Origin of the sequence: Chryseobacterium sp. Marseille-Q3244 (assembly GCF_940807095.1) — a bacterium.
Lineage (GTDB): Bacteria > Bacteroidota > Bacteroidia > Flavobacteriales > Weeksellaceae > Chryseobacterium.
On record NZ_CALNWX010000002.1, the window covers coordinates 40861 to 62164 of the forward strand.

The 21304-nt window shown below is 35.1% G+C and carries 19 protein-coding genes and 3 tRNA genes; 14 read left to right on the forward strand and 8 right to left on the reverse strand.

Features of this window, described 5'->3' with window-relative positions:
* Nucleotides 1-116 precede the first annotated feature (116 nt).
* From NBX25_RS03280 to NBX25_RS03295, 4 genes are all read right to left on the reverse strand, one after another.
* On the reverse strand, nucleotides 117-1772 hold the full coding sequence (locus tag NBX25_RS03280; RefSeq protein ID WP_123908868.1) for a peptide MFS transporter: 1656 nt from the start codon (nucleotides 1770-1772) through the stop codon (nucleotides 117-119).
* 128 nt (nucleotides 1773-1900) lie between these two features.
* A complete protein-coding gene (locus tag NBX25_RS03285; RefSeq protein ID WP_250252841.1) occupies nucleotides 1901-2698 on the reverse strand; it encodes a hypothetical protein in 798 nt (265 codons plus the stop codon).
* A gap of 9 nt (nucleotides 2699-2707) precedes the next feature.
* Nucleotides 2708-4837: a S9 family peptidase gene (locus tag NBX25_RS03290; RefSeq protein ID WP_250252846.1), complete on the reverse strand. Its 2130-nt coding sequence runs from the start codon at nucleotides 4835-4837 to the stop codon at nucleotides 2708-2710.
* A gap of 89 nt (nucleotides 4838-4926) precedes the next feature.
* On the reverse strand, nucleotides 4927-5151 hold the full coding sequence (locus NBX25_RS03295; protein WP_250252848.1) for a bacteriocin-like protein: 225 nt from the start codon (nucleotides 5149-5151) through the stop codon (nucleotides 4927-4929).
* A gap of 127 nt (nucleotides 5152-5278) precedes the next feature.
* Here NBX25_RS03295 and NBX25_RS03300 point away from each other — a divergent pair, with 127 nt between their 5' ends.
* Together NBX25_RS03300 and NBX25_RS03305 are read left to right on the forward strand one after the other, a co-directional pair.
* Nucleotides 5279-5752 (forward strand): hypothetical protein, encoded by a 474-nt coding sequence (locus NBX25_RS03300; RefSeq protein ID WP_250252851.1) that lies wholly within the window; start codon nucleotides 5279-5281, stop codon nucleotides 5750-5752.
* Between the two features lie 11 nt (nucleotides 5753-5763).
* Nucleotides 5764-5952, forward strand: coding sequence for a DUF6496 domain-containing protein (locus NBX25_RS03305; RefSeq protein ID WP_123908863.1), 189 nt, complete (start codon nucleotides 5764-5766; stop codon nucleotides 5950-5952).
* 64 nt (nucleotides 5953-6016) lie between these two features.
* On the opposite strand, the gene glgP is transcribed toward NBX25_RS03305, so the two are convergent.
* The gene (gene glgP, locus NBX25_RS03310; protein ID WP_250252852.1) at nucleotides 6017-7672 is read right to left on the reverse strand and encodes an alpha-glucan family phosphorylase; all 1656 of its coding nucleotides are present in this window, start codon (nucleotides 7670-7672) and stop codon (nucleotides 6017-6019) included.
* A gap of 204 nt (nucleotides 7673-7876) precedes the next feature.
* On the opposite strand from glgP, the gene NBX25_RS03315 reads away from it, so the two are divergent.
* The 6 genes from NBX25_RS03315 (at nucleotide 7877) to NBX25_RS03340 (ending at nucleotide 15191) form a co-directional block, all read left to right on the forward strand.
* On the forward strand, nucleotides 7877-8674 hold the full coding sequence (locus tag NBX25_RS03315; RefSeq protein ID WP_123908861.1) for a hypothetical protein: 798 nt from the start codon (nucleotides 7877-7879) through the stop codon (nucleotides 8672-8674).
* Nucleotides 8675-8833: 159 nt separating this feature from the next.
* Nucleotides 8834-10936, forward strand: coding sequence for an FIDD domain-containing protein (locus tag NBX25_RS03320; protein ID WP_250252853.1), 2103 nt, complete (start codon nucleotides 8834-8836; stop codon nucleotides 10934-10936).
* A gap of 94 nt (nucleotides 10937-11030) precedes the next feature.
* The gene (locus NBX25_RS03325) at nucleotides 11031-11570 is read left to right on the forward strand and encodes a DUF1572 family protein (RefSeq protein WP_250252854.1); all 540 of its coding nucleotides are present in this window, start codon (nucleotides 11031-11033) and stop codon (nucleotides 11568-11570) included.
* A complete protein-coding gene (locus NBX25_RS03330; protein ID WP_250252855.1) occupies nucleotides 11557-12207 on the forward strand; it encodes a hypothetical protein in 651 nt (216 codons plus the stop codon). The genes NBX25_RS03325 and NBX25_RS03330 overlap by 14 nt, the downstream gene beginning before the upstream one ends.
* Nucleotides 12208-12273: 66 nt before the next feature.
* Nucleotides 12274-13620 (forward strand): tRNA (N(6)-L-threonylcarbamoyladenosine(37)-C(2))-methylthiotransferase MtaB, encoded by a 1347-nt coding sequence (mtaB, locus tag NBX25_RS03335; protein WP_123908858.1) that lies wholly within the window; start codon nucleotides 12274-12276, stop codon nucleotides 13618-13620.
* A gap of 53 nt (nucleotides 13621-13673) precedes the next feature.
* A complete protein-coding gene (locus tag NBX25_RS03340) occupies nucleotides 13674-15191 on the forward strand; it encodes an FMN-binding glutamate synthase family protein (RefSeq protein WP_250252856.1) in 1518 nt (505 codons plus the stop codon).
* 179 nt (nucleotides 15192-15370) lie between these two features.
* Here NBX25_RS03340 and NBX25_RS03345 read toward each other — a convergent pair whose 3' ends face one another.
* Entirely contained in the window at nucleotides 15371-16105 is a 735-nt protein-coding gene (locus NBX25_RS03345; protein WP_250252857.1) for a hypothetical protein, read from the reverse strand.
* Nucleotides 16106-16160: 55 nt separating this feature from the next.
* Between NBX25_RS03345 and NBX25_RS03350 the strand changes: the two genes are divergently transcribed.
* Nucleotides 16161-16598, forward strand: coding sequence for an RNA-binding S4 domain-containing protein (locus NBX25_RS03350; protein WP_123908855.1), 438 nt, complete (start codon nucleotides 16161-16163; stop codon nucleotides 16596-16598).
* 11 nt (nucleotides 16599-16609) lie between these two features.
* Here NBX25_RS03350 and NBX25_RS03355 read toward each other — a convergent pair whose 3' ends face one another.
* Nucleotides 16610-17125, reverse strand: coding sequence for a shikimate kinase (locus NBX25_RS03355; protein WP_250252858.1), 516 nt, complete (start codon nucleotides 17123-17125; stop codon nucleotides 16610-16612).
* Nucleotides 17126-17240: 115 nt separating this feature from the next.
* On the opposite strand from NBX25_RS03355, the gene NBX25_RS03360 reads away from it, so the two are divergent.
* The 3 genes from NBX25_RS03360 (at nucleotide 17241) to NBX25_RS03370 (ending at nucleotide 17562) form a co-directional block, all read left to right on the forward strand.
* Nucleotides 17241-17313, forward strand: a tRNA-Lys gene (locus NBX25_RS03360).
* Between the two features lie 35 nt (nucleotides 17314-17348).
* A tRNA-Leu gene (locus tag NBX25_RS03365) sits at nucleotides 17349-17431 on the forward strand.
* 58 nt (nucleotides 17432-17489) lie between these two features.
* A tRNA-Lys gene (locus NBX25_RS03370) sits at nucleotides 17490-17562 on the forward strand.
* Between the two features lie 296 nt (nucleotides 17563-17858).
* On the opposite strand, the gene panC is transcribed toward NBX25_RS03370, so the two are convergent.
* Nucleotides 17859-18707, reverse strand: a complete 849-nt coding sequence (gene panC, locus NBX25_RS03375; RefSeq protein ID WP_123908853.1) for a pantoate--beta-alanine ligase — start codon at nucleotides 18705-18707, stop codon at nucleotides 17859-17861.
* Between the two features lie 171 nt (nucleotides 18708-18878).
* Here panC and NBX25_RS03380 point away from each other — a divergent pair, with 171 nt between their 5' ends.
* Both NBX25_RS03380 and NBX25_RS03385 read left to right on the forward strand, forming a co-directional pair.
* Complete coding sequence (locus NBX25_RS03380) at nucleotides 18879-19649, forward strand: glycogen/starch synthase (RefSeq protein WP_089738608.1); 771 nt, start codon at nucleotides 18879-18881, stop codon at nucleotides 19647-19649.
* A gap of 15 nt (nucleotides 19650-19664) precedes the next feature.
* A complete protein-coding gene (locus tag NBX25_RS03385; protein WP_250252859.1) occupies nucleotides 19665-21299 on the forward strand; it encodes a DUF4270 family protein in 1635 nt (544 codons plus the stop codon).
* The last annotated feature ends 5 nt before the right edge of the window (nucleotides 21300-21304 follow it).

A 21304-nucleotide genomic window follows, 5' to 3' on the forward strand; every position in this document is an offset into this window, starting at 1 on the left:
TGTTAAGACTGACAAATATAGTTTATTTTGGGTTTTTGGCAAGGTTTTAATTTTATTTTTAAATAAAAAAGCTGCGGACCTAGTCCGCAGCTTTCTATTCTTTATAATATCAAGGGTTAATGCCCTTTTTCCTTCATAATTTTATTTAATCTTTTTAGCATTGAAAGGCCTAAAAGTGTAGCAAATATTAACAAACCGAAATTCACAAGGAAATAATTCGTCTTGTTTTCATAGTTGTACCACGTACTTGCCAGAATTCCTGAAAGTTTGTTTCCTACAGAGTTGGCAAGGAAGAAACCTCCCATCATTAAAGCTGTAATCCTTGCAGGGGAAAGCTTGGAAACGAAAGAAAGCCCCATTGGAGAAAGACATAATTCCCCAATAGTGATTACACCGTAACTTGCTACCAGCCATAATGGAGAAACTTTTACAGATCCATTATCTCCAGCCATTACCGCTAAAACCATTACCAGACATGATAATCCTGAAATAAACAGTCCTAAAACGATTTTGGTGGGTGTTAAAGGTTCTTTCCCTTTTCTTCTTAATAAAGCCCAGAATCCTACCACAACAGGAGTCAGTGCAATTACCCAGAATGGATTAATGGATTGGAATAATTCAGTATTGTATAAGTAAACTTTACTTTCAGGGTTTTTCTCAAGAGCAGCACGTTGTTCCGGGGTAATGTTTTTAAAGTAAACATCTTTTCCTATTTCTTTTTTCGTATCTCCGTTGTCATCTTTCTGAGAGCGGAATTGGTTATCATACACAGGAACTTCTTTGTCTTCAAAGCTTTTTCCATCAACCATGTAGATTCCTTCCAATGGTTTTTCCAAAGATGCAGGAACACTTCTGTCTGTATAATAATTAGCCCATCTCGTTAAAGCTGTACCATTCTGCTTGAAAACTGCCCAGAAAAACATACTGATAAGGAATACAGAAAGTAATGCACCGATGGATGCTTTTTCATCAGGTTTAGCCTTAAAGTAAAGAGAAGCATAGAAGTAAATAACAGGAACACATGCAAAAATAAAGGCATCTGTACTGTCACTTCCAAAGATATTGTTAGGAATGAACCAACCTATTGCACCAGCAACAATGGCTGGTAGAAATACTTTAAGCATGATCTCAGAAAGTTTTGTATCACCTTCCTGTACAGGTTTCATCTGTGCTGCGTGAATGTAATGTTTTCTTCCGATTGTAAAAATAACCATACCAATAAGCATTCCCACTCCTGCAGTAATGAAGGCCTCTCCCCAACCGAACTTATTACGCATAAATGCAGCAATAATGTTACAGATAAATGCCCCGATATTGATTCCCATGTAGAAAATATTGTACCCGGAATCCTTGTTCGCTTTATAAGGCTCTTCAGAATAAAGATTTCCTAAAAGGGTAGAGATGGTAGGTTTAAAGAAACCGTTTCCAATAATAATTAATGCCAGAGAAGCATAAAATAAAGGTAAATCCTTGAAAACACCCATCCCAATATATCCTGCGGCCATTAAGAAACCTCCAAGGTAAATAGATTTGATATATCCCAGCACTCTATCGGCAAGAAACCCTCCGATAAATGGAGTAAGATAAGTTAACGCAATATAAGTTCCGAAAATGTCATCAGCAGTTTTGTCCGGCAGTCCAAGACCTCCCTTCATACCGGCAGGTTCAATAACATACAGAACAAAGATTCCAAGAATCAGGTAGTACCCGAAACGCTCCCACATTTCTGTAAAGAAAAGATAGGGCAGCCCTTTAGGATGTTTTGTCTTCATATATTCAAATTTCAATTGCCCCAAAAATAAGTTTTTAATTCCAATTGATAAAATAAATAATATAGCCCTAAATGATTAATGAAATAAATATAAAAATCCCTTTCAAAAATTTTGAAAGGGAGCTATTTTTAGTTTTGAATTCTTGGTGGTGATGGAACCGGAGCTTGAATATTGACTTGTTCAACATATTTCTCCGTTTTCACTTTTATCAGACCATTGAGAAAATCCTGCAGATCCTTTTCACTAGATGCAAACTCTTTTTCCGGAGAGCCAGCACTTATTTGTGCACATGCTTTATCATCGGTAATCACATAATAATGGATAATGTCATAATCCAGATCGATGTCATGATATTTTATATAAAATATTTCCGTTCCGTTCACAGTCCTGAATTCTGTTCTTTTGATTTTATAGTGACTGGGATTCATTAGAAAACCTGTAAGGACAATGTCCTTTACATTTTTTAATGTGGCATTATTTTCTAAAGAAAAACTCCCAAAACTAGCAAACAGATCTTTATTCAATACTCCCTGAAGTGCAAATTCTCCACGGGAGTATTCATGTTGTTCTTGAAGAATAGTCCATTTTTTAGGATCAAAATAAAATCCGGCATCCGCTCTTTTGCTTTGAGCCAATGATAAAGCAGTTTTGGGATTTGTGTAAGATGTACTGTTGACTACAGTGTTTTCATACAGGCCTTCCGTTGCTTTGTTCATGAACTTCCATGTGTTGTCTGGGAAAATAATCACTTTTTGATCACCTGCTGTAAAGGCTTCCATAGTGGAAAAGTTTCCAAGGTCGCCTCTACTGGATTTCCAAGTTTTATCTTCAAAAAGCATAACTTCTTTACCATCGTTAGTAGTTGCTCTCTGTGAAAAGAACACAGACCAACACAATAAAAATAATAAGTAAAGAGCAGGCTTCATTAATTTTTTCTATAAATTATTCAAAATAAAATCTGTCATTTTCTGATACAGTTGTGGTCTTGTCTGGCCTCCGTAAATCCCGTGGTTTTTATCAGGGTAAGCCATAAAGTCAAATTGTTTTTTATTTTGAATCAGGGCTTCAGATAATTCCATAGAGTTTTGGAAATGAACGTTATCATCAGCTGTTCCATGGATTAAAAGAAATTTACCTTTCAACAGTTTTGCATATTCAGTAGGAGAGTTCTTATCATATCCATCAGGATTTTCCTGTGGTGTTCTCATAAATCTTTCTGTGTATACAGAATCATAATATCTCCAGTTGGTTACGGGTGCTACTGCAATACCCATTTTGAAAACATCCACTCCTTTTGTCATGGCTAAGCTGGTCATATAACCTCCGAAGCTCCATCCGAACATTCCGATTCTGCCTTTATCAATATATGATTGGTTTCCGAACCATTTTGCAGCCGTAATCTGGTCTTCGATCTCATATTTACCAAGATTCATATAGGTAACTTTCTTGTATTTTGCTCCTTTATAACCTGTTCCACGTCCATCTACACAAGCAACAATGTATCCTTTTTGTACAAGATGGTTGAACCACATTGTGTTACCGTTATCCCAAGAATTGGCAACCTGTTGAGAGCCCGGTCCTGAATACTGGAACATGAACAATGGATACTTTTTATTAGGATCGAAATTTTTAGGTTTCATTATCCATGCATTCATTTGATCGCCTACAGCATTAGGGATAGTGATAAATTCTTTTTCAACAAAATTATCTGCTTTCAATTTCTGAAGCTGATCGTTGTTGTTTTGAAGCTCCTTCACTGCTTTACCGTTCCCGTCTTTTAAAACATAAGTAAGAGGTTTTGCTGCCGTAGAAGAGGTTTCAATGAAATAATTATAACTTTTACTGAAATTAGCAGAATTGTTTCCTTCTGCATTGGAGATCAGCTGAGACTTTCCGTTTTCAATATTTACCTTAGAAACAACTTTATTGATGCTCCCTTTTTCAGTAGTTTGGATGTAGATTTCTTTAGATTTTGGATTGAAACCATAATAATCTGTTACCTCCCAATTTCCTTTTGTGACTTGTTTTTTTAATTTTCCATCTTTATCATACCAATATAAATGGCGGTTCCCATCTCTTTCGGAAGCCCAAAGGAAAGAATCATCATCAAGGAATTCAATAGTTGGGCTGTCAGTTTCAATCCACTTATCATCAGTTTCTGTGAATAATTTCTGTACTGTTCCTGTTTTAGTATTTACTTTTAAAACATCCGAAGCATTTTGAATTCTCTCCGAAGTAATTAAAACTACTTCATCTGCTTTTGCAGTCTGGAAAACATTCTGGATATAATAATTTTTAAAAGAACCTAAGTTGAGTGGCATTACTTTCTCTGTATCAAGACGGAATAACTGTGCCGAAACTACAGAGTTTTTTTCTCCTGCTTTAGGATATTTATAACGCATTTCTACAGGATAAAGGTTTTTTCCATAGATCGGAATATAAATTTCCGGAACCTGGCTCTCGTCCGATTTTATAAATACAATAGCATCAGAGTTTTTCGTCCACTCGTACTGTTTTGCATGTCCGAATTCTTCTTCATATACCCAGTCTGCCAAACCGTTAAGAATAGCATTTTTCTTACCATCAGTAGTAATCTGAGTGATTTTACCTGATGTTAGATCCTGATAAAATAAATTATTATCAGAAATGAAAGCTACTTTTGTGGCATCAGGTGAAAAAGCTGGCTCCTGAACAGGCTTTCCTTCGTTTAAGCTGATTACTTTTCCTGATTTTAAATCCTTCACTTCAAACTTTCCGAGGAAAGAGTGTCTGTAGATAGGCTGACTTTCCTTCTGCAAAAGGATTTTAGACTCATCATCCGAAAATATATAACTTTCAAAGCTTCCATCCACGATATTTCCTTCTTTCTGAGAAGTTTTATATGAATATTTTGCAATTCCTGAAGGTTCAATAACAAGATAATTTTCTCCGTTTTTCATAGAAGTAATCCCGGCAATACCTTTACCACGGTAATATCCTGAATATATTTTGTCTAAAGTGATTTCCTGTGCAGACCCATGATGAAATGCCGCTGCTATAGTCAAAGTTAAGAGTAGTTTTTTCATTTCTAATTTTAATGCTTCCAAATTTAATGAATCTTACTTACATAACCATATAAAACAAAAATCAGGACGCTATGCCCTGATCTTTTATTCTAATTTGCAACATGAATAGTGCCCGGGTCTCCATTGTCCGGTGGGTAATATCCTTCAGGAGCGCAGGTTGGGTAAGGAGAATTGCATGGTATTTCTTCCAATCCTCCGATCCACCAGATTCTGAGCTTACACGTTTGTCCGTCTACACATCTTTTCATTCCTGGTAAAACACCACCTTGTAGTTCTTTTAACTGTTGTCTTGAAACTTTTTTTAAATTTTTCATGGTAAATATTTTTGATTGAAAATCTAAGGTAATTAAAAAAATATCTAATGGTGAAATTTTAAAAAAAATAGAATTTGGCAGAAAAATTGAATATATATAATCACCAATCAATCAAAAAAGAGTAATTATGGAAACGAATGCATACAACCAGAAACTCAACCGATATGTATTGAACGACAGAATTGTTTATACAGGTTTTTCTAGTTTTAATGATGCACAGGAATGTGCCGATAAAAAAGGTGGAATATTAGTGGAAGTAGGGTTTAAAGATGGCAATGATAACCCCGAAATTACAGATGAAGCCGGTTTGATAGAAAAAAAAATTCATTACTATGTGTATGCAGGCGATGAGTATAAATTTATCCATTCATCTGATCCCGGATTTAGGAAATATGCGGAAGAGTTACAGAAAATTAAGGCGAGAAATGATAAAACAAGCCCAGATGAAAGGTACTTTGCCAATTTTGAACTTGAAAATATAGAAGACCCGATCATTGTGATCAAAAATGATCAGTTTCAGTCCGTAACTTCAAGAGAACGTTCAAAGTATTTGAAACATGCCAGAGTTTATGAACTAGGGGTATCCCTGCCAAAATCTTAAAAAATCATATTATGAGCAAGACTAAATATTCAGATAAAGCTCAGGACAAAGTAGGAAAAGTAATGCATGAATTCAAGGAGGGAAAGTTGAAATCTTCTTCCGGAGAAAAAGTAACAAACAGAAAACAAGCTGTAGCTATTGGTATTTCTGAAGCGAGAGAAAAAGGCCTGAAAGTGCCACCCAAAAAGAAAAGTAAATAATTTAAAATACAGATGCCCGGAAATTTTCCGGGCATCTTTTTATGATAGATAAAGATTAATTTTTTTATTGATAAAGTACTCTATAATATTCATCTGCCATTCTATCGCTATTGAACTGACCTTTTACATCATTCATGGCATTGTGCTGGATTTTTCTCCATTGGTCCGGACGATCGTAATACATAGGAAGAATTTCGTTTTCAAGAATCTCATATAATTTGTTTAAATCATAATTATCCTGTTCATAGATGCTCATATTCAGATAATCTGCTTTAGGAACAACGAAAGAGTTTTCTCCGTGTTGAGCAAATTCCGGGATCCAGCCATCATCTGTGGATAAATTGACAGATCCGTTCATAGCAGCTGTCATTCCTGAAGTTCCGGATGCTTCTCTTGGAACTCTTGGGTTGTTGAGCCAAAGGTCGGAACCTTGTTTTAGTGATTTACTTAAAGAAAGCTCATATCCGGTAAGAACGGCCATACTTTTGTGATTCTTACTTTCTTCAACCAAAGTATTGAAGGTAGAAATTGCTGAATAATCCATTGGGTAAGGTTTTCCTGCCCAGATGATCTGTACCGGATATTTCGGATTGTTCAGAAGTCTGTAAAATCTTTCTTTATCATGTAAAAGCAGTTCTGCACGTTTGTAGCCTGCAAATCTTCTTGCCCATACAATGGTAAAAACATTTGGATTGAATAGGTTTCCGGTTTGGTCTGCCACTATGCTGAACAGTTTCTTTTTTAAATGCTTTTTACGGTAATCGAAAACGGTATCATCATTTTCATCTTTCGCATTATAAAGAGGCTTATCTGCCCAATATTTGAATTCCTGTGCGTTGGTAATAGAAGTAATTTCACAGATACCGGGATATTTATTCCACATGGTACGGGAAACAACTCCGTGAAGCTGAGAAACCCCATTAGCCATTCTTGCCATTTTCAAAGCACAAAGAGAATGATTGAAACGTTCATCATCCATACCTTCAATGGCTTTTACTTCTTCCATGCTATAGCCGGAGAAATAAGTCATATCATAACATAATTTTAAATTATGCTTTTCATTTCCTGCCTCTTCCGGGGTATGCGTGGTGAAAACCAGTTTTTCTTTGACCTTATTCAGGTCACCATTGTATTTTCTTAATAAATAAAATGCCGCCGGAAGCCCGTGAGCTTCATTTAAATGGTAAACATCCCTTTCTATGTTCAGTTCATCCAGTAATTTAGCTCCTCCTTTTCCAAGTAAGATATATTGAGCCAGTTTGGTTGATTCATTAGCATCATAAAGTTTGTGGCAGATAGTTTTGGAAACATGATCATTTTCAGGGACATCTGTAGAAAGGAAAAACATGGGTGCCGTATTGAAAATTTCAGGATCAAGATACCATACTTTTACCCAAACAGGAGCACTGTGAATCTCAATTTGAAATTTTATTCCCGTATCCTCAAGAAAACTGTACATTTTTCTGGTCCATACAGGCTGAAGAGTCTGATCATGGTTTCTCGCCTGGTCATAATACCCGAATTTCCAAAGAATACCAATTCCGATAAGATCCTGCTTCAGGTTATAAGCACTTCTCATGTGAGATCCTGCTAAAAAACCAAGTCCTCCGGAGTATATTTTCAAGACCTGCTCAAGGGCAAATTCCATTGAGAAATAGGCTGTTTTTTTTGAATATTGGGGATTGATGCTGTAGGGTATTTGAAAATTCCTAAAATCCATAGAATTGCTGGTTTGTGTTTGAAAAGGCAAAGGTATTAATAATGAAAATAAACTCTATATTAATTAATGGATAAATTAATTTTAAAAATAAGCATTGAATAGTTTTTTTACTTACCTTTAAGAGTGTAAATTTTTGATAATCAAAAACTTTTAATAGTGAAAGCCAATGGCAGCATGTGTTTAATTAAATAAAAAAAATCACACATGAAAAAGACGTTTTCTGATGAAGATCTGATTAAGAATCTGAGTTTATATTACCTGAACCGGCATTTGAAAAAAAAGCCCATAGAAAAGTATCACCGTACCATAGATGAATCTCCGCTTCATGACCGTGAAAAATATCGAAAAAAGTCTGAAATTCTTCTACTCAATTCTTTTATGCATCATTTTCCTGATGTGAAATTTGAAAATCTTACCTGCGAGAGCCCGGACTTTATCGCAAAACTAAACGACAAAAAAATCGGAATAGAACTGACTGAAGTTATCAATCATCTGGAAATGAAAAAGGTAGAGAGTACTTTGAATAAAATGTTCCGTCAGGCAGAAATATTATTAGAACAGGAAGACACTACGAAATATCGTGGTGTTTATTTTTTAGAGTTCTACCCCAATATAAAGTTTGATAACCTTGAAGAGCAGGAGGAAAATATTATTAATATCTACAAAAGCATCAAAAAAAATAAAGGAATAGGTTGTGTGAAAAGCATAAGGAAATCTTTTCATCGAAGAAATGTTTTCATTACCCACGAGTATAGTATGAATCTTTTTGATGAACTCTGCTCAGATAAAATTCTGGAGCTCATTGAAAAAAAGAATGAAAAATTTCCATATTATGATACTTCAGTGGATGAATGCTGGCTGGTTATTGTTTCCGATATGAATTCTATTGCTTCAAGATATACATTTATTCAGGATAAAGACCATCTGAAAGAAGTGAAAAGTCCTTTCCATAAAATTTTTCATCTGGAAAATCTCTGCGGAAATATTACGAGTATAAAATAAGAAGTATGAATATTGACTTTTTAATTAATTAATGTATTTGTTTTAAATATCATAAAAAATATTGTCTTTTGTTATTTGTAATTAAATTATAGGTATATTTGGTATAAGTTGGATATTGGTCTGACTCAAAATGACTTAACCATAAAAACAAATATATCTATGAGGAAAATTTTACTATTTGCTTTTTTATACATTTCCCATTTTTTATACTCCCAGGCAGATTGTGCTACCGCGCTGGCTGTTTGTGGAAATTCTAATATTACTTATAGCCCTACCGGATATGGTAGTATCAAAGAAATGGTAAATTCCGGGACTTGTATAGATGCGTCAGGTGAACATAATTCAATCTGGTATAAAATTACGATTGCCACAGGAGGTACTCTTACCTTTAACCTGGTTCCTAATAATCAGGATGCTGATTATGACTGGGCTATTTTCGGACCCAATGTGAATTGCGGAAGTCTGGGAGCTGCCATACGTTGTAATGCTGCCACAGTTGTAGGAGTAGGAGCCGCTACCGGATTAAATATGACCAGTACGATTACAAATGCGATAGGAGGATCAACAACTCCCTATTGCCGATATTTGGACGTGTTACCTGGAGAATCGTATTACTTGTTTATTGATAACTGGGTCAGCAGTACGAGTAGTACAACTGCTCCTTTCTCTTTAACATGGGGTGGAACGGCCACGTTGGCCTCTCCATTTACCGATCCTACTCTTCAGCCTAATCCTTTTATTCCACCAGGCATTCCATCTGCTAATCCGGCAAACCCAAGAGAAGTTATCATTTGTGGAAATCCTGTTACATTTGATTTTACAACCTTATCAGCAGGGATTATTAATGGAAATCCTGGTTTTAGCGTAAGTTATCACACCAGTGCTAATGATGCATTAACAGTAAATAATCCCATTACAGCTCCTTTAACAGTAAATACTACAACGGTTTATTATTATAGTATAAGCTATACAGATCCAACCAACCCAAACAGCCCTCTCAATAAATGTAAACAGACGGGAACATTTAAATTTAAGGATGGATCTATTACAGTAAAAAATGCAACATTAATAGGGTGTAACAACAATAATGCAGGGACAGCTCTTTTTGATCTGACAACAGCTGATGTCACAGCAGCACCTAATGTTTTTAAAAAATACTATAACAGCATGTTTGATCTTAATGCCGGAACTAACGAGATCATCAATCCCAATGCATTTATGTCTGCTGAAGGAACAGTGTATGTAAAAGTGACTTCTGAGTATGGATGCAGTGCCATTGCAGAGATTACATTAAAATTCCATCCTGTAGTTGTTGTCAACGAAGCGACGCTTACCACTTGTTTTATAGAATCCAATCCGAGTACTGGATCTTTTAATCTTGCGGATGCTTTTGTTACCAACCCAAGCAATACGGATAAAAAGTATTACCCATCTGAAGCTGATGCTATTCATCAGACTAATGAAATTTTGACCCCTACGAACTATATTGCACCCAATGGAGTGGTGTATATAAGAGTGGCCAATAACAGAGGTTGTTACGCTATTGTTAAAGTGACTTTAGTAGTGATTCCTCCGAAATATTCTGATGTACTTAAAGATAAAACTATATGTATAGAAAGTAAAACCATTTTAGACGCAGGGCCGGGGTTCAAAAGTTATCTGTGGAGTACCGGAGAAACTACTCGAACAGTTAATGTAGGAGTAGGAGTATATTGGGTAAAACTTAAAACCGGAGATTGCTATACCACCCAAACTGTAAAGGTAATACCGTCTGAACAGCCTGTGATTTCCAATATTGAGATAGGCAGTAGTACGATAACAGTATCTGTAATAGGAGGTACACCACCTTATCAATATTCGCTGGACAATATTATCTGGCAGGATTCTAATATGTTTACTAACCTTTCAAGAGGGATATATAAGATTTTTGTAAAAGATGATTATAATTGTACTCCTATAGAAGTTGAAATTGTTGTTCCAAACCTAGTGAATGTGATCACTCCAAATGCTGACGGAGTGAATGATGTAATTGATTATTCAGCATTATCAGGTAAACAGAATCTTGTAATTAATATTTTTGACAGATATGGAACCAAGATCCATCAGGCTGATAAACTTAACAGTTATAAATGGGACGGAACAGTAAGTGGAAGAAGGGTTCCTACTGGTACCTATTGGTATTCTGTACTGTGGAATGAGAATAATAAAAAAAATACTCCTGTTAAATTTACAGGTTGGGTATTAGTAAAAAACCGGGAATAGTGATATACCATAAATAAAATACATAGATAAAACCACTTCTGCGGAGGTGGTTTTTCTATTTGATTTTTTTACTTTAGTTATTAAAATAGAAAGCATGAAAGACCTCTTTATGAAACGCTTTGAATACTATAAATCCTTGGGTGATAAATCGTTCGAGCAATTGTCAGATGAACAGATTTTTTGGCAGTATAATGAAGAAAGTAACTCCATTGCAGTCATTGTCCATCATCTTGCAGGAAATATGTTGTCAAGATGGACTAATTTTCTTACTGAAGATGGTGAAAAGTCCTGGCGTCACCGAGATGAAGAATTTGTGAATACTTTTAAAACCAAAGATGAGGTTCTTGCATTTTGGGAAAGAGGCTGGAAATGTTTTTTTGACGCCTTAGGTCAAATCAATGATGAAAATTTTTATGATACGATTTATATAAGAGGAGAAGGGCATTCTGTTATTGATGCTGTTTTCAGACAACTGGCTCATTATCCATATCATATCGGGCAGATTGTTTATATTGCTAAAATGATTAAAAATGAAGATTGGAATACACTTTCTATTGCCAGAAACAAATCGCAAGAGTTTAATACAGAAATGAAAAACAAATTTTTAAAGAATCCGGATTATGGAAACGTATAATTTTATCATTAATGAAAAAAACGGAGTTGTTTCCAGAAGTTTTATAGCATTGGATATTCATGATTTTCAGGCAGCAGGTAAATATATAGCCCAACTTCCCTATAAAAGGAATCAGAATAAAAATGATATACTTTGTGTTTTTGAAGAACAAGGGGGAACCTGTAGTATAAAACACGCTGTTTTGAAAAAACTGGCTATAGAAAATAATGAAGACAGTGTCCAATTAATACTTGGTATTTTTAAAATGGATTCAAAATATGCTTCTTCTATAAAAAAAACATTGGATCAGTATGCGCTCAATTATATACCAGAGGCTCACAACTATTTAAAAATAGGTGATCAGTATTATGACTTTACAAAATCCAGATCAGATTATAATGATTTTAAAAATAATATTGTCTCTGAAACAGAAATAGAATACTTTCAGATAGGTTCTGAAAAAATAGCAATTCATAAAGAGTTTCTACAAAAATGGCTAATAAATGAGAAACTAAGATACAGTTTGGAGGAAATATGGAAAATCAGAGAGAAATGTATTGAAGATTTACAAAAGCCATTGCAGGAAGAATTTGTTTCTAATTTTTCACCGGTTTGCTTTCAAAACAGTCCAGAAGTAAGAGAAGAATATAAACAATAGACTGAATCAATCTTGGATTATTATTAAAATTACTATCTTTGCACCCATAAAATTCAGAAGTAACACATGTCTGCTTTTCAAAGAACTGCCGCGTATCATACACTTGGCTGCAAATTAAATTTTGCAGAAACATCTACTATTGCCCGTCAATTAACAGATGCAGGTTATGATAAGGTGAACTTTGATGAGAAGGCAAACATTTACGTAATCAATACATGTTCAGTCACAGAAAACGCTGACCGTGAATGTAAGCTTCATGTAAAAAGAGCAATGAAAGCCAATCCTGATGGACTGGTGGTTATTGTTGGATGTTATGCACAGCTGAAACCTGAAGAAATTTCACAAATTGAAGGTGTAGACCTTGTGTTAGGAGCTAAAGAAAAATTCAATATTCTAAGCTACCTTGATGATTTAGAAAAATCAGACAACGAGGGTATCGTTCATTCATGCGAGATTGAGGAAACGGATTTCTTTATCGGAAGTTATTCTATTGGAGACAGAACAAGAGCATTCCTGAAAGTTCAAGACGGATGTGATTACAAATGTACTTATTGTACGATTCCATTAGCAAGAGGGATTTCTCGCTCAGATACCATCGATAATGTTCTTAAAAATGCTACAGAAATTGCAGCAAAAGACATCAAGGAAATCGTTCTTACCGGAGTCAATATCGGTGATTATGGTAAAGGTGAGTTTGGAAACAAACGACATGAACATACTTTTTTGGATCTTATTTCAGAATTGGATAAGGTGGAAGGAATTGAAAGAATCCGTATTTCCTCCATTGAACCTAATCTTTTAAAGGATGAAAGTATTGAACTGGTTTCTAAAAGCAGAAGCTTTGTTCCACATTTTCATATTCCGTTACAATCCGGATGCGATGATTTATTGAAAAAAATGAAACGTCGTTACCTGACTAAGCTGTACAATGACAGAGTAAACAAAATCCGTGAGGTAATGCCTGACGCTGCTATCGGCGTGGACGTTATTGTTGGATTTCCTGGAGAAACGGAAGAGAAGTTTATGGAAACTTATAATTTTCTTAATGAACTTCCTATCACGTACCTTCATGTATTTACTTATTCTGAAAGAGAGAATACTGAAGCCGCTGCTATGGATGGAGTCGTTCAGATCGCAGAAAGGAAAAAACGTAATAAAATGCTTAGAATTCTTTCTGAAAAGAAAAAAATGGCATTTTATCAGACTCAACTTGGAAAAACGCTTCCTGTACTTTGGGAGCACGAAAATAAAGACGGGAAAATGTTTGGCTTCACAGAAAACTATGTGAGAGTTCAGAAAGACTTTGACCCTGCCTTCGTCAATCAAATCGAATTTCTAAATTTAGAAAAAATCCTGTCAGATGGCACAGTTTCTGTGCAATCTTCCTACCAAAATTTTTTAGCAAAAGCATAGGCTCTTTGCAAAATTTCCACTAAATTTATTTTTAAACTTTAAATACTACATTCATGAGAGATAAGTTTTTATCTTGGGGAATTGTATTAGTAGCTGCTACCTGGATTGTAGCACTGCTGATAAAAGCGCATTACTGGATACCAACGCTGTTATCCGCTATTTATGCATTGGGAGTTTACAATGCTTACCAATCGAAACATGCTATTTTGAGGAACTTCCCGGTATTGGGGTACTTCAGGTATTTTTTCGAAAGTATTTCACCCGAAATGCAGCAATATTTCATTGAAAGGGAGACAGATGGGAAACCGTTCCCAAGAAATCAACGTTCTGCTGTATACAGACGTGCTAAAAATCTTAGTGATACTGTAGCTTTCGGAACTCAGTTAGAAGTAAATCATAGAAAATATGAGGGAATTAAGCATTCTATTTATGCAAAATCTCCATCAGAAGAACTTCCGAGAGTTTGGGTAGGAGGAGAGCAGTGTACACAGCCTTACCATGCTTCTTTATTTAACATCTCTGCAATGAGTTTTGGTGCATTGAGTGACAGGGCACAGATTTCATTAAACAGAGGAGCTAAAAAAGGAAATTTCTTTCATAATACAGGCGAAGGAGGGGTTTCTCCTCACCACCTGGAAGGAGGAGATTTATGCTGGCAGATCGGTACAGGATATTTTGGATGTCGTGATGAAGAAGGGAAATTTAATCCTGAATTATTTACAAAATATGCAACGCTTCCTAATGTTAAAATGATTGAGATTAAATTATCACAAGGAGCAAAACCAGGACACGGAGGAGTACTTCCGGGGGTGAAGAATACCCCGGAAATTGCAGCTATTCGTCATGTAAAACCAGGAATGACCATAATTTCTCCACCATCACACACTGCATTTTCAAATGCTGCCGGATTGTTGAAATTTGTACAGGAATTAAGAGAACTTTCAGGAGGGAAGCCTATTGGATTTAAACTTTGTATTGGTGATACTAAAGAATTTGAAGATATCTGTGTACAAATGAATGTATTGAAGATCTATCCTGATTTTATAACGATTGATGGAGCAGAAGGGGGAACAGGTGCCGCACCACCTGAATTCTCAGACGGAGTGGGAATGCCTTTAGAGCCTGCTTTGATCTTTGTCAACAGAACCCTTAATAATTATAACCTGAGAAATAAGCTGAGAGTAATTGCCAGTGGTAAAGTACTTACAAGTTTAGATATCTTAAGAGCGGTAGCGATGGGAGCGGATATGTGTAATAATGCAAGAGGATTTATGTTCTCGCTGGGATGTATCCAGGCCTTAAGATGTAATTCCAATAATTGTCCGACAGGAGTGGCTACACAAGATAAAATGCTTATTAAAGGGCTTGATGTTACAGATAAGGCAGAAAGAGTATATCATTTCCATAAAAATACCCTTCATACTTGCAATGAGCTGATTGCAGCAGCAGGAAGAAGTTCTTATGAAGAAGTAGACGCTACGATGTTTATGAGAGGAGATGAATTTGACCACCTTGCAGATCTTTATTTCCCTGATATTTTAGGAAATGTAAAGCAGAAAGCGAGAACTTAATTTAATCAGATGGCTGTAAAGACAGCTTTAATAAATAAAAAAAACAGATTAGAATATACCTCTAATCTGTTTTTTTATATCTGTTAAACTTGATAAATGTTTTGTCCTATTCTTGAAAAAACATAATGCCTTAGTTTAATAATGATAATAAAAAACCGTCTCTTATAGACGGCTTGTTTTTATTTATCATCGGTAGGTCTTGTCTCAGTTCCATAGATCTGGAAATTGAAAACAAATGATTTGTTTCTATAATTGTACCCACCATAAGGATAGTAAGCATTTCGAGCAAAAGCAGCTCTTGAAGGTACAATAATTACCCCTTGAAGGTTGTAAGGTGTTTCATTTGGTAAATCTTTAAAAGCGGTAAACTTCTGTAGTGCCTCTCTGAAACCAGGTATTTCAAAATAGTCTCTTTCTCTACCATTGTTCACTCTTACACTTTTCTTTGCATAGTAATAAGCTGGGTCAACCAATGGAATTGTGCTATCATCTATGGTATTTAAAAGTGGACTCTTAGCAGAAAATACAGAAGTTCCATTGTTATCAATAGCCAGGTAAGAATCAGCCCTACCCATTATTTTAATGATATCATCGGTACCAATTACTTTGCCTTCGCCTGGGGCAGGTTGTGCTCCGTTTCTCATGATATAAATTGTTCCTGAAGGAAGCTTTTCAACTCCCAATTGTGATAATTTCTTCTCATTATCATCAGAAGTATCAGTGGCACTGAAAGCTTTTATATTTCCTTGTGCATCCAGATAATTCTCATCCATGAATTTCATAATAGCTTGATCATCATACGTGTTTTGCACATTAATATCTGCGGGTTCCTGGTAAGCAGCTACCTCATCATCTTTTTTACAGGCGGAAAAACATAAAGATCCGGCAAGGATATATAAAAATATTTTTTTCATTTCAAAAAACTTTAATTACTTTACAAATAATATAACGGCAAAAGTATAAAAAAATATGAGAATAGATAAATTTTTATGGAGCATTCGTTTTTATAAGACGAGAAGTATTGCAGCTGAGGAGATTAAAAAGAATAGAGTTTCTATAGGAACGTCTGCCGTAAAATCATCTAAGGAGGTAAAAGAGGGAGATGTTATTAAGATTCGTAAGAATCAGATTGATTATAAAATAAAAGTATTGCAGATTCCTAAAAGCAGAATAGGAGCTAAATTAGTTCCCCTTCATATACAGGATGTTACTGATAAAGAACAATACGAATTGTTGAAACTGCGTAAAATGTCCCAGGATTATTACAGAAACAAAGGAGAGGGAAGACCTACAAAAAAGGACAGAAGGGATATGGATGATTATGTAGGCAATGATATTGATGCTGATTTTACTGATTGGGATGATTTCTTCGGAGAAACTGGTAATGAAACCGAAGATGAAGATTAAAATAAAAAGCTCTAGTGATAGAGCTTTTTTATTATCTCGTTGACAATGTCTTCAGGTTCTCTGGCGTCAGTGCCAACCGTGAACTGGGCCTTACTGTAAAATTGATTTCTTTCAAATAAATGCTTGGCAATAAATTCCGGGAGGTCTTCATCAGAGATGTTGGCAATTAACGGCCTTTTTTCCTTTTGTTTAGAAAGTCTTTCAACCAATGTTCCTACAGAGGTTCGTAAAAAAACGCTTTTAGAATTATGATTAATGATTTCCATGTTATTATAATAAACAGGAGTTCCGCCTCCGAGACTTAATATTACATTCTCTTCCGAAGCTAATATTTCTTCAAGGGTCTCTCTTTCTAGTTTTCTAAAGTAAATTTCTCCTTTTTTCTCAAAAATCTCAGGAATGGTTAATTTATTTCTTCTGGAAATCTCTTTATCAAGATCAATGAGTTTGAAATCTATTTTATCGCTTAATATTTTGGAAATGTGGGATTTGCCACTTCCCATATAACCAATTAGTGAAATTATCATGAATTTTTTTTTAACAAATTTGCGAAAAAGTTTTGAGATAAAGAAAAAAGTCATATCTTTGCACCACTTAAAACAAGAGACATTACTTAAATGAAAACTTGTTTATGAAGTGGCCGACTCGGTAGCTCAGCTGGTAGAGCAATACACTTTTAATGTATGGGTCCTGGGTTCGAATCCCAGCCGGGTCACTAGCAATAAATATTACAAATCTTGTAATTTTATTGCCTGCGTGGTGAAATTGGTAGACACGCCATCTTGAGGGGGTGGTTTCCTAAGGATGTGCTGGTTCGAGTCCAGTCGCAGGCACTGCAAAGAAAATTTTATAATTAAGAATATTTATCTATATTTATTCTTGATTGTGGCCGACTCGGTAGCTCAGCTGGTAGAGCAATACACTTTTAATGTATGGGTCCTGGGTTCGAATCCCAGCCGGGTCACAAGTTTACTGAAAAGTAAATTTTTTTCATATTAATATTTTGTGATTTGGTGTTTCAAAGGCTTCCTTCCGGAGGCCTTTGATTTTTTGCATTTAACTGAATAAAATATTTAATAATAAAGGAGATGTAATGTCTAAAACGGATAAAGCATGGGTTATATTTCTTTGATGATATGATGGTATTTCTATGTGTAAAATCCTAAAGAAAAGTATGCTTTGGAGGTAACTCTAAAGAAAAACTCTGACCAGACATGATCAGAGCTATGTTTTACTAGGAAAAGCCTTTGGAAGTAAGTATTAATCCAAATGCATATTGTCAATTAATCTCACTCCATCTACAACGACCACAATAAAGGCTCTGAATTTTCTGTCTTTATAGAAAAAATCGGTTTCCTGTAAGGTGTTTTCATCTGCAATAAGGAAGTATTCCAATTGCATTCCTTTTTGATTGTCAAAAATATCAGTTACTCTTTCTTTGATTTCAGGAATACTAACAGTTCTGAACCAGTCATTTACTTTTTTTAAAGTTTCATAAATGATTTTCGAAGCTTCTTTTCGGTCTTCATGAAGTCTTTGGTTTCTTGAGCTTAACGCCAGGCCGTTATCCGCTCTGTAAATAGAAACACCTTGTATTTTAACGGGTAGGTGTTTTTTATCAACCATTTTCCTGATTATAGCCAATTGTTGGAAATCTTTTTCTCCAAAATAAGCATTGTCAGGCTTTATCTGTCTGAATAATTCCTCTACAACGGTTCCTACACCGTCAAAATGTCCTGGTCTGGATTTTCCTTCCATTTCATTTTCCAATCCATCAAAATCATAGTGTTGACTTTCTGCTTTTTCAGGATAGATATCTGTAACTTCGGGAATGTAAACAGCATCTACAAGCCCGGATTTTTCCAAAATCAGGATATCCCTGTTGATATCTCTTGGGTATTTTTCAAGGTCTTCAGGATTGTTAAATTGAGTTGGATTTACAAAAATTGAAGAAATAACAAGGTCATTCTCCTTTTTTGCTTCTTCATACAGAGAAAGATGTCCCTTGTGCAGAGCTCCCATCGTAGGGGCAAAGCCAATTCTTTTTCCCATTTCCTTCTGTCTTTCAATGAAATCCTGAAGGATTTTTCTGTTTTTTATAACTTCCATAGTTTATTTTAATACTTATTCAAAAATACTAAAAATATCATATAATAAAATGTGTTTTTACCAATTTGCCAAAGGGAATTTTCGTAAAAAAATGTTAATTAAAATAATGTTGGATGTTTTTTTGTAATTTTGCACATTAAAGCATTTTTACAAAAATTAGATAGAAAGTTTATGCCGAATCAAAAAATACTGTATATTACTACAGAGATGTATCCGTACCAGGAAGATACAAATATGGCCGCTGTGGTAAACAAAATGGCGCTTAAGATGCACAATGAAGGCAATGATGTAAGAGTTTTTATGCCAAGATTTGGACAAATAAGTGAGAGAAAATTCCAACTTCATGAGGTGATCCGTCTTTCAGGGATGAATATTATTATCAATGACCTGGATCAGCCACTTATCATTAAAGTAGCGTCTCTTCCGGGGGAAAGACTTCAAGTTTACTTTATAGACAATGAAGAATACTTCAAAAGAAAACAATATTATTTCGATGATGAAGGAACCCCTTTCGATGATAATGACGAAAGAGCTATTTTCTTTGCCAGAGGAGTAATTGAAACCATCAAAAAGCTCAATTGGGTACCGGATGTTATTCATTTGAATGGATGGATGTCTTCATTTGTTCCAATTTATCTTAAAACTTACTACGAATCAGATACTTATTTCAAGGATGCAAAGATTGTTCTTTCCTTATACAATGAGAAAGAAGCTGAACTTGATAAAAAGATCGATGAAAAGCTGAAGTTTGATAATATTTCAGGATTAAAAGCGTTAGATAATCCAACGATCAAAAGTTTCGTTATCGAAAGTATGAACTATGTAGATACTGTTGTAAAAGGAGATGAATTCCTGGATGAAGACCTTGATAAGGCTTTCAATGAAACAGCGACTCAAAAGTCGGAGTATCTTGATGTAGATTCTATAAATCAACTTTATTAAAAAAACACATTTTTAATGACTCATACTCTTAAAAGGACTTTCGCCATGCTTCTATTGGCGGTTTTCGGAAGTGCAATTCTTTATAACTGCGAACCGGATCCGGATTCGCTTGGTCAACAACTCTTTGATAAAGATGCTGCAAAAGGTACTGAACTTTCATTGCCTATTATAGCCTATAATATTAATAATAATGACTCTATCAGGAGTGATGCGACCGGACTGCTCGCTACTGGAGGATCTAATGTAGCTGTTCTTGGAGCTTTTAAAGAAGGTCAATTTGGAATGCAGAAAGCTTCTTATATTACTCAATTGAGATTACCTGCAACCTTTGATTTCGGAGATAAACCAGAAGTAGATTCCGTGGTACTTGTGGTAAGAACGCCTGCAAATACAGCAGATGATACTTATTATATAGCTGATAAAGTAGTCGCACCTGGTGCTTATGACAAAAATGACTTTCCTGTTGGAAATGAGAAAGTAGCTGTTTCAATAGAGAAGAAAACATACCCGATTTTTAAATACGGTAAAGATGGTGATGCTTTTAAGTCTATGAAGATTAATGTAAATGAAGTTACTTCGTTCTTAGACGCTAGCAAAACAGAGTTCACACGTTCTACTGCAAGTGGTGTTACTACGGGTGCTCTACTTGGGTCTGGAGTTTTTGACGGAAATGTAAGTACTGTAACGATTACTAGGAAATCTGATAATGTTAATGTATTTGATGGTAAGTTAGGCTTTAGAATAAACCTGGATAAAACTTTCTTCCAGCAGAAGATTCTTGATCAAAAAGGAAAACCTGTCCTTCAGGATGCAGCGAACTTTACAAGATATTTTAATGGAATCAAACTTTCAGTGGAAGAAAATGATGGTTATCTTTTCCAGTTTTCCCCTAATGATATGCAGATTATTATGTATTATAAATCTGATATAACGACGAATGGTACTACAACTAGAACACCATTAAAACTTGAGTTTGATCTTGGAAATAAAAATGTTCATCTCGGACAATATGCATATGATAGAAGCAATTCTGCTCTTGGAACGGCAATACCTACATTTACGAAAAATGGTGATTCTAGAATTTTCCTTCAGGGAATGGGAGGACCTTCTATGGGGGTGAAAATTCCAGATGATGTTATTAATGGCTTGAAAGATAAGTTTAAAAATGATAAAGCTGGTATTATAGGAGCTAAAATCAGAGTATATGTAGATATGGATAATACATTTGTTAATGCTCAATCTGTAGCGGCAAACCGTAAATTTACACTTGTTCCGCTTCCCTATAAACAAGATGGTACAATTGATTATGCAAACCTTGTGTATACAGCAGATATGAATGCCGGATTCCCAATGTATTATTATAATGCGAAGAATGGCGATACTCCTGAGTATTATGAATTTGTAGTCACAAAAACGATTAAAAATATTGTTGAAGGTAAAGACGGTACTACTACTTTGGCAATCAATGATCCTTTATTGATTAACCTAGGAGCGTTTGTGAAAAACCCATCTAACAGTGGAATACCATATGGAGCAAGATATACTACCAGAGCTACTGATATGAACAGAGTAGTACTGATAGGAAGTGATCCTAGTAATGATAAAAATAGAGTTAAGCTGGTAGTTACTTATTCAACAGCTAATAAATAAAACAC

Coding starts and splice junctions, on each gene's coding strand:
- NBX25_RS03280 (WP_123908868.1), bottom strand. CDS start 1,772: ATGAAGACAAAACATCCTAAAGGGCTGCCCTATCTTTTCTTTACAGAA.
- NBX25_RS03285 (WP_250252841.1), bottom strand. CDS start 2,698: ATGAAGCCTGCTCTTTACTTATTATTTTTATTGTGTTGGTCTGTGTTC.
- NBX25_RS03290 (WP_250252846.1), bottom strand. CDS start 4,837: ATGAAAAAACTACTCTTAACTTTGACTATAGCAGCGGCATTTCATCAT.
- NBX25_RS03295 (WP_250252848.1), bottom strand. CDS start 5,151: ATGAAAAATTTAAAAAAAGTTTCAAGACAACAGTTAAAAGAACTACAA.
- NBX25_RS03300 (WP_250252851.1), top strand. CDS start 5,279: ATGGAAACGAATGCATACAACCAGAAACTCAACCGATATGTATTGAAC.
- NBX25_RS03305 (WP_123908863.1), top strand. CDS start 5,764: ATGAGCAAGACTAAATATTCAGATAAAGCTCAGGACAAAGTAGGAAAA.
- glgP (WP_250252852.1), bottom strand. CDS start 7,672: ATGGATTTTAGGAATTTTCAAATACCCTACAGCATCAATCCCCAATAT.
- NBX25_RS03315 (WP_123908861.1), top strand. CDS start 7,877: ATGAAAAAGACGTTTTCTGATGAAGATCTGATTAAGAATCTGAGTTTA.
- NBX25_RS03320 (WP_250252853.1), top strand. CDS start 8,834: ATGAGGAAAATTTTACTATTTGCTTTTTTATACATTTCCCATTTTTTA.
- NBX25_RS03325 (WP_250252854.1), top strand. CDS start 11,031: ATGAAAGACCTCTTTATGAAACGCTTTGAATACTATAAATCCTTGGGT.
- NBX25_RS03330 (WP_250252855.1), top strand. CDS start 11,557: ATGGAAACGTATAATTTTATCATTAATGAAAAAAACGGAGTTGTTTCC.
- mtaB (WP_123908858.1), top strand. CDS start 12,274: ATGTCTGCTTTTCAAAGAACTGCCGCGTATCATACACTTGGCTGCAAA.
- NBX25_RS03340 (WP_250252856.1), top strand. CDS start 13,674: ATGAGAGATAAGTTTTTATCTTGGGGAATTGTATTAGTAGCTGCTACC.
- NBX25_RS03345 (WP_250252857.1), bottom strand. CDS start 16,105: ATGAAAAAAATATTTTTATATATCCTTGCCGGATCTTTATGTTTTTCC.
- NBX25_RS03350 (WP_123908855.1), top strand. CDS start 16,161: ATGAGAATAGATAAATTTTTATGGAGCATTCGTTTTTATAAGACGAGA.
- NBX25_RS03355 (WP_250252858.1), bottom strand. CDS start 17,125: ATGATAATTTCACTAATTGGTTATATGGGAAGTGGCAAATCCCACATT.
- panC (WP_123908853.1), bottom strand. CDS start 18,707: ATGGAAGTTATAAAAAACAGAAAAATCCTTCAGGATTTCATTGAAAGA.
- NBX25_RS03380 (WP_089738608.1), top strand. CDS start 18,879: ATGCCGAATCAAAAAATACTGTATATTACTACAGAGATGTATCCGTAC.
- NBX25_RS03385 (WP_250252859.1), top strand. CDS start 19,665: ATGACTCATACTCTTAAAAGGACTTTCGCCATGCTTCTATTGGCGGTT.